Source organism: Thermococcus sp., assembly GCF_027008145.1.
Classification (GTDB): domain Archaea; phylum Methanobacteriota_B; class Thermococci; order Thermococcales; family Thermococcaceae; genus Thermococcus.
This window is the reverse complement of record NZ_JALTCZ010000127.1, coordinates 1-6,483: the sequence shown is the minus strand read 5'-3', so window position 1 is coordinate 6,483 and position 6,483 is coordinate 1. Positions and strand designations below refer to the sequence as shown.

The 6,483-nt window shown below is 49.7% G+C and carries 6 protein-coding genes and 1 pseudogene; 1 reads left to right on the top strand and 6 read right to left on the bottom strand.

Translation table 11 applies throughout. The features are described 5' to 3' along the window. On the bottom strand, nt 1-252 hold a 252-nt coding region (locus MVD07_RS06130; protein ID WP_297499709.1), incomplete at its 3' end, for a hypothetical protein. Nucleotides 253-453: 201 nt separating this feature from the next. On the opposite strand from MVD07_RS06130, the gene MVD07_RS06125 reads away from it, so the two are divergent. Beyond that, nucleotides 454-2,418 carry an alpha-amylase/4-alpha-glucanotransferase domain-containing protein gene (locus MVD07_RS06125; RefSeq protein WP_297499707.1) on the top strand — a complete coding sequence of 655 codons (1,965 nt, stop codon included), beginning with the start codon at nt 454-456 and terminating at the stop codon, nt 2,416-2,418. Between the two features lie 5 nt (nt 2,419-2,423). Here MVD07_RS06125 and MVD07_RS06120 read toward each other — a convergent pair whose 3' ends face one another. From MVD07_RS06120 to MVD07_RS06100, 5 genes and pseudogenes are all read right to left on the bottom strand, one after another. Continuing rightward, complete coding sequence (locus MVD07_RS06120) at nt 2,424-3,083, bottom strand: DUF257 family protein (protein ID WP_297499705.1); 660 nt, start codon at nt 3,081-3,083, stop codon at nt 2,424-2,426. A gap of 70 nt (nt 3,084-3,153) precedes the next feature. Continuing rightward, nucleotides 3,154-4,074, bottom strand: a complete 921-nt coding sequence (locus tag MVD07_RS06115) for a TIGR00269 family protein (RefSeq protein WP_366078472.1) — start codon at nt 4,072-4,074, stop codon at nt 3,154-3,156. Nucleotides 4,075-4,122: 48 nt separating this feature from the next. Further along, nucleotides 4,123-5,085 carry a hypothetical protein gene (locus MVD07_RS06110; RefSeq protein WP_297499701.1) on the bottom strand — a complete coding sequence of 321 codons (963 nt, stop codon included), beginning with the start codon at nt 5,083-5,085 and terminating at the stop codon, nt 4,123-4,125. Nucleotides 5,086-5,088: 3 nt separating this feature from the next. Next, nucleotides 5,089-6,042, bottom strand: coding sequence for a hypothetical protein (locus tag MVD07_RS06105; protein ID WP_297499699.1), 954 nt, complete (start codon nt 6,040-6,042; stop codon nt 5,089-5,091). Continuing rightward, nucleotides 6,026-6,483 (bottom strand): annotated as a pseudogene (locus tag MVD07_RS06100) (DUF4855 domain-containing protein); the annotation flags it as partial. The pseudogene MVD07_RS06100 and the gene MVD07_RS06105, both read right to left, overlap by 17 nt.

Genomic DNA, 6,483 nt, shown 5'->3' with positions numbered 1-6,483 from the left:
CGAGTCCGATGGATTGCTTCCCCCGGTATATCCTTTCCCGCTTCCTGGATTGACGTCTATGCCTACTCCGTAGGCAACATCCCAGCTCGCAGTGTTGTTCGTCTCTATCGCTATGTACAAATACTTGTCGTCCCAGGCGACGTAGAGCTTTCCAAGGTTTGCCCCGGCGAGGCCGTTGTCCCTGCCCGTTGCTATTAGGTCCGAGGCCGTCCAGTCCGTTAGTTGGCCATCTATGATCTTGGTGCCGTACATTGCACTTGCGAACTTAGAAAAGGGCACTAAACTGAACACAAGTACGGCTATAATTGCAACCACAGCCGCTTTCCTCACTTTCTCCACCTCCGGGCTTGAGTCCCCAACGGTGTATATCAACCATCTATAGTGACTATTATAGGAAAAAGGTTTATATGCCTTTTCTTCGATATCACCGTTAGTGATAACATCTGTGGGTGGTTGGCAATGGTGAACTTCATCTTCGGGATACATAACCACCAGCCACTGGGGAACTTCGGGTGGGTTATGGAGAGCGCCTACGAGAGGTCATACAGGCCTTTCATGGAGGTCCTTGAGAATTATCCAAACATGAAGGTCGCGGTGCATTACTCAGGCCCCCTCCTTGAGTGGATAGCCGGGAATAAGCCCGAACACCTTGATCTTCTCCGTTCGCTCGTTAAGAAGGGTCAGCTGGAGATTGTTGTTGCGGGCTTCTACGAACCTGTTTTGGCTGCTATCCCAAAGGAGGACAGGATAGAGCAGATCAGGCTCCTCAAGGAGTTCGCGAGGGGGCTCGGCTATGACGCCAAGGGTGTCTGGCTCACCGAGCGCGTCTGGCAGCCGGAGCTGGTGAAGACCCTCCGCGAGGCTGGGATAGAGTACGTTATAGTTGATGACTACCACTTCATGAGCGCCGGCTTATCTAAGGAGGAGCTCTTCTGGCCTTACTACACTGAGGATGGGGGGAAGGTTATTACCGTCTTCCCGATAGACGAGAAGCTCCGCTATCTCATCCCCTTCCGCCCGGTCGAGAAGACGGTAGAGTACCTCCACGGCCTTGACGACGGTGATGAGAGCAAGGTCGCTGTTTTCCACGACGACGGCGAGAAGTTCGGCGTCTGGCCTGGAACCCACGAGTGGGTCTACAAGAAGGGCTGGCTGAGGGAGTTCTTCGATAAGATCTCCTCCGACGAGAGGATCAATCTGATGCTGTACTCCGAGTATCTCTCCCGTTTTAGGCCAAGGGGCCTCATCTACCTCCCGATAGCTTCCTACTTCGAGATGAGTGAGTGGTCTCTGCCGGCGAGGCAGGCCAAGCTTTTCGTCGAGTTCGTTGAGGAGCTCAAACGGGAGAACAAGTTTGAGAGGTACCGCGTCTTTGTTCGCGGCGGCATCTGGAAGAACTTCTTCTTCAAGTACCCGGAGAGCAACTACATGCACAAGAGAATGCTCATGGTGAGCACACTCGTTATGGACAAGTCAGAGGCGAGGAAGTTCATATTCAAGGCTCAGTGCAACGACGCCTACTGGCACGGCGTCTTCGGCGGCGTTTACCTCCCCCATCTGAGGAGGGCTGTTTGGGAGAATATAATAAGGGCTAACACCTTCGTTTCTACTGGAAGCTTCGTCAGGGACATAGACTTCGACGGCAGAAAGGAGGTCTTCCTTGAGAACGAGGCCTTCTACGCGGTCTTCAAGCCGGCCTATGGTGGAGCGCTCTTCGAGTTCAGCTCAAAGAAAAAGGCCGTCAACTACAATGACGTGCTCGCGAGGAGGTGGGAGCACTACCACGAGGTTCCCGAGGCGGCAACTCCCGAGGAGGAGAGCAAAGACGGTGTTGCCAGCATACACGAGCTTGGAAAGAAGATCCCCGACGAGATAAGGCGCGAGTTAGCCTACGACAATTATCTCAGGGCAATCCTTCAGGAGCATTTCATCGGGACAGAAACTACCCTTGACGACTACAGGCTGAGCCGCTATACGGAGCTCGGCGATTTCATAAACGGCCCCTACGACTTCAGCCTCTTCGAGAACGGTCTGATCCTTGAGCGCGACGGAACAGTAGCCAAAAAACCGGCGCGCGTTGAAAAGTCCGTCAGGATAACCGAGGATGGCTTTACCGCTGACTACGCCGTGAGGAGTGAAGCAAAGGCCCTCTTCGGGGTTGAACTCAACTTGGCTGTACACAGCGTCATGGAAAATCCGGAGGAATTTGAGGCCGAGAGCTTTGAGATCAACGACCCCTACGGGATGGGCAAAGCGAGGATAGAGCTCGACAGAAAGGCGAGGGTCTGGAAGTATCCAATCAAAACCCTCAGCCAGAGTGAGGCCGGCTGGGACTTCATCCAGCAGGGGGTCAGCTATACTTTGCTGTTCCCGCTAGAGGAGGAGCTACGCTTCAGGCTCCGCTTTAAGGAGCTTTGATTTTTTCACACCCTTACCAGGACTCCCTCCAGCTCCTTATTCAGGGACTTGACGATGTGGAACTCGGTCATGCGCCCCTTTTTCTCCGTCCTGATGACTGTTGTCGCTATGTCCTCAAGGAGCTTTAGTGCGAACTCCTTTGTCCCCGATAGGATGTCGCGTTTTATTATGTAGATGCCCAGCCTTTCGGGTCTTCCGACGTATTCCGATAGGTGGTTCACTATAATCTGGATTCCACGGGGGCTCATGTCGGACACCAAGAAGAGCTTCTCAAGGCCGACTGCTATTGCAAGAGTTGTGCTCTCTGCGTTCTCAAGTATTGGTTCGTAAGCTTCTTTAAACTTCTTTGTTAGTATTGTGGGCTCTGAGATCTCGGTTATGTGGGAGACGACTCTCCCGACCTGTTTTATGCCCCCGATTTTGATTACATTTACTCCTTGGAAAAGCTCCCCCTCAAAACCCGAGAGGAGGGCCTTTGTGGCGAGCGTTGCATAGGTGTCGAGAACATCGATGATTGCAACTTGGAATCCCATTTCTTGGGCCCAGGTTAAGGTGCGGTAGAGCCCGAGCGTTACATCGCCCTCTCCTGTTCGCTCGAAGATGACGGTTTCTCCTGGTTTTATCTCCTCCCATATTTTGATCAGGGCAGCTTCCATAAGTCCCATTGTGTGGCACCCCTTACCAAGTAATTGGCATGGAAAATTTAAATAAGTTGCGCTAGCGGAGTGCAGAAGTTCAACCCTGGGGCTTTATCCTGAAGTCAATGGGCTCCTCAAGCCCCCAGAACCTGCAGAAGGAGCAGATCTCACCGCTCGCTGGCATGCCGCAAACTCTGCACTTTTTCAGCTCCGATTCTTGGAGCTCCGCCTCGAAGAGATACTTCTTCCTTAGATAGCCCTTGACGAAGTTGATTTTTGTGCCCGGCCTCTTCTCTTCCATCTGATTCAGTATCCCCTTCCACTCGAGCGTTGTTGCACCCCTCGCGTGCGGGCACTCGTCTATCTCGTACTCTATGCCCGTAGCTAGGGCGTAGGCAACGACCTCCCTCTCTGTGACCTCGTAGAGGGGCTTTATTTTCTTCACCAGCTTCCCGTTGAAGCCCGCTGGGGTTACAGGCCCCTGTTTGGCGAGATACTGTGTGTTCCAGTTCATTATGTTGTTGAAGATGAAGCTCGCCTCGTCGTCGAGGTTGTGACCGGTGGCGACTACATCGAAGCCGTTGTCGTAGGCGAACTTGTTAAAGATGTAGCGCTTTGTTAAGCCGCAGTAGGAGCAGGTGGGCCTTCTGGTTTTTACCTCGCCTATGCCATAGCCCAAAAGCTCCTTCACGCGGACGACGTGGAGCGGAGCGCCTATCTTCTCGCACTGCTTCTTTGCATAGCGCTCGCCCTTCTCGCTGTATTCACCTATACCGAGGTTTATGTGGAGGCACTCGATGTTGTAGCCGAGTTTTTTGAGGATGTAGGCTGTTACAGCCGAGTCCTTTCCTCCTGAGACGACGACTAAGACCCTCTCCTTCGGCTTCAGCATCTTGTATCGCTCTATCGTCCGCCTGACCTTCCTTTCGAAGTATTCCTTAAAGTGCTCCTCGCAGAGGTACATTTTTGGGTAGTGGAGCTTGATGAAGGCTGGTTTATCGCAGAACTTGCACTTCACGGGCATTTTCTCTCCACCGAGAATAGGGAGAGGAGAGGGCTTTTAACGTTAACCTCTTAACTGAGCTCGTCTCTTCTTAACAATAAGTACTGTGCCCACCACAATAATCACCATCAGTCCGGGCCCGCAGATGTTCTTTTTGCTGAAAGTTGGAGGCGAGAGGGATGTTTTGTTCATTCTTTCAACGGTGTTCACGTGAGAACACGTGATGTTTCTCTGTGCAGACGTTTGAGTCTTGGTTTCGTTCAAAGTGGTATTCTCTTGAGGAGCGGTTAACTTGCAGGCAGTTACATTTACGATTTTAACACTCTTAGGAAACCAGAAGCCCTCTATTAATCCTCTGGAGTTGTTGGTTGTGTTGACGTAGATTATGGTAACCTTCCTCGTGTTATTGTCTTTTTTAAGAGTGAAATAGACAGGGAAAACGCTCGAGTTCACCAGTGTTACCGGGCCGGGGGACCACCTGCTCACATTTCTACTCAGAGCAATCCAGATGTCGCTAACGTTCGCGGGGCCCCACTCACCGGGACCCAGCGACTGCAACTCAATCTTCCAGCCGTATATGGAGTCGCTGACGTTCCCCTTTGGAAGCCAGAGCCAACTAACGTTAGCAGGCTCAATACAGAGATGCTTGATGTCAAGACGGTAAAACTTATCAATTTCATCATTGAAATACTTAACCTCAATGTACCAGCTCCCATTTAGAAAGCTCGCCCCTTTATATTCCACGTAGGGTGTTCTCAGCACGGGTGTGAAATTCAGGAGGTAGAGATGGGAGCCGTTGAAGTAAAGGAGGTATTCATGACCGTAAAAGACGGCCGGCCAGCAGTCGGTCATTCCACAGTCAATTCCCCACTGAAGGATCGAGAGGTGAATTAATGCCCCGGTTCCGTTTGAGAGAACGGAATACTGAACTTCATAAAGGCCGCCGGGCGCTTTAACAGAGTAAACTGCCGAGACCATAGGGATGAGAAGGAGAAAGATAAAAAGACAGCTCACCAGTCTTGACATTCTTCACCACCTGCGCTTGTTCAGGAGTAAAACGCCCAGGGTCATTAACACCACAAACCCCGGCCCGCAGATGCCTTTGATTTTGTTGTTTGACGATGCAGTAACATTTTTATAAGGTGATTCAATTGTATTTATGTTCATACTTTTGCAGATGGACTCCTCCAGCTTCAAAATTTTAACCTGTTGGGCTTTTTCATCTTTAATCACGAATAAGATGGGGATCTCTTCGAGAGTCGTCCCAGCGGGCACTTTAATGACGCCTGTGTTAATGAGAACAACTCCCATTTTCGCTGTGAATGCCCTAAGTTTCAAATCTGAAGTGTTGATCCCCTCGGGAGACGTGATGGTGTAGTTCTTGCCCAGCGTAAAATGGAGCCTGCCTCTCTCAACTTTCACTGGAACACCGGTGAGGGAAACGTTGGAAAGGTTAAGAGAAGAAGCGTTCCAAAGAAATCCGTTGCAGGTGTTTATCCTTGTTCCATTAGAATACGAGACGATTCTACACATTGAAACGTTTTCAAAGCATAGCCCGTTGAACTGATAGAGTGTCTTCACTGTCACGTTCTTGAGTAGCGTGAAGTTATGAGGTTTCCCTTCGATTGCAATGGTTACATTTTGATAAGGAACGCGAGCGCTGGTGAAGGTCAAAACGTAGAGTGCCCCATTTACAAATCCGACAGTGCTTCCAAGTAGAATTGTTTTGTTACCATCAGTGAAAAGGTAATACCTATCCGGAATATCAATTAGCACTGGCATCCATTCTCCGGCTATCATCTCACATGTATAACTCCAGTGAGAAACCCTTATTAAAAGCCAGCCATCTAGCTTGAAAACTGAGTCAACGGAATACAATTTATATGGGGAACAATCCGCAGAAACTCCTGTAGTGAAAAAAGTCGAAAATAGGAGAAATATCACAAAGAAAAGAAATGAAAGTCTTTTATACATACCTATCACCAAACCTTCTTGAAAAACCTTCCATTTCGTCAATGACTCCCAGGTCTACACTGAAGTAGTAGGCCAAATCTTCGTATTTTTTACCAAGCACGTCTTTCTGCCCTGTTATATACTGAAAGGCTATTTCCTTTGCTTCATAAGTATACCTGAGCAAACATTCCCTTGTAAATCTTGGACCACATTTCTCTATTAAAGATTCTCTGAAATTTTCCTCCCTATGGGTTTTGGAGATGTACTCATAAAGGATACTCCTGTCGGCTTCCATTTCTATTGAGACTGTGGTATTGGAGTTGGGGTTTTGCTCTTTGATTTTCCTTGGGAGTTCTTCATAAACCCAGCGGATTTTCTCGACGAGCTTCTTGTAAGTGTAGGGCAAGTTGGGGTTCCCGTTTTCATCGACCCTTGAGTACTCATAGTAGTTCGGCTGAACAAAAACGTAGT

Excerpts from the sequence above, each read along its gene's own strand:
- MVD07_RS06120 (WP_297499705.1), bottom strand. The coding sequence starts at position 3,083 with ATGGGACTTATGGAAGCTGCCCTGATCAAAATATGGGAGGAGATAAAA.
- MVD07_RS06110 (WP_297499701.1), bottom strand. The coding sequence starts at position 5,085 with ATGTCAAGACTGGTGAGCTGTCTTTTTATCTTTCTCCTTCTCATCCCT.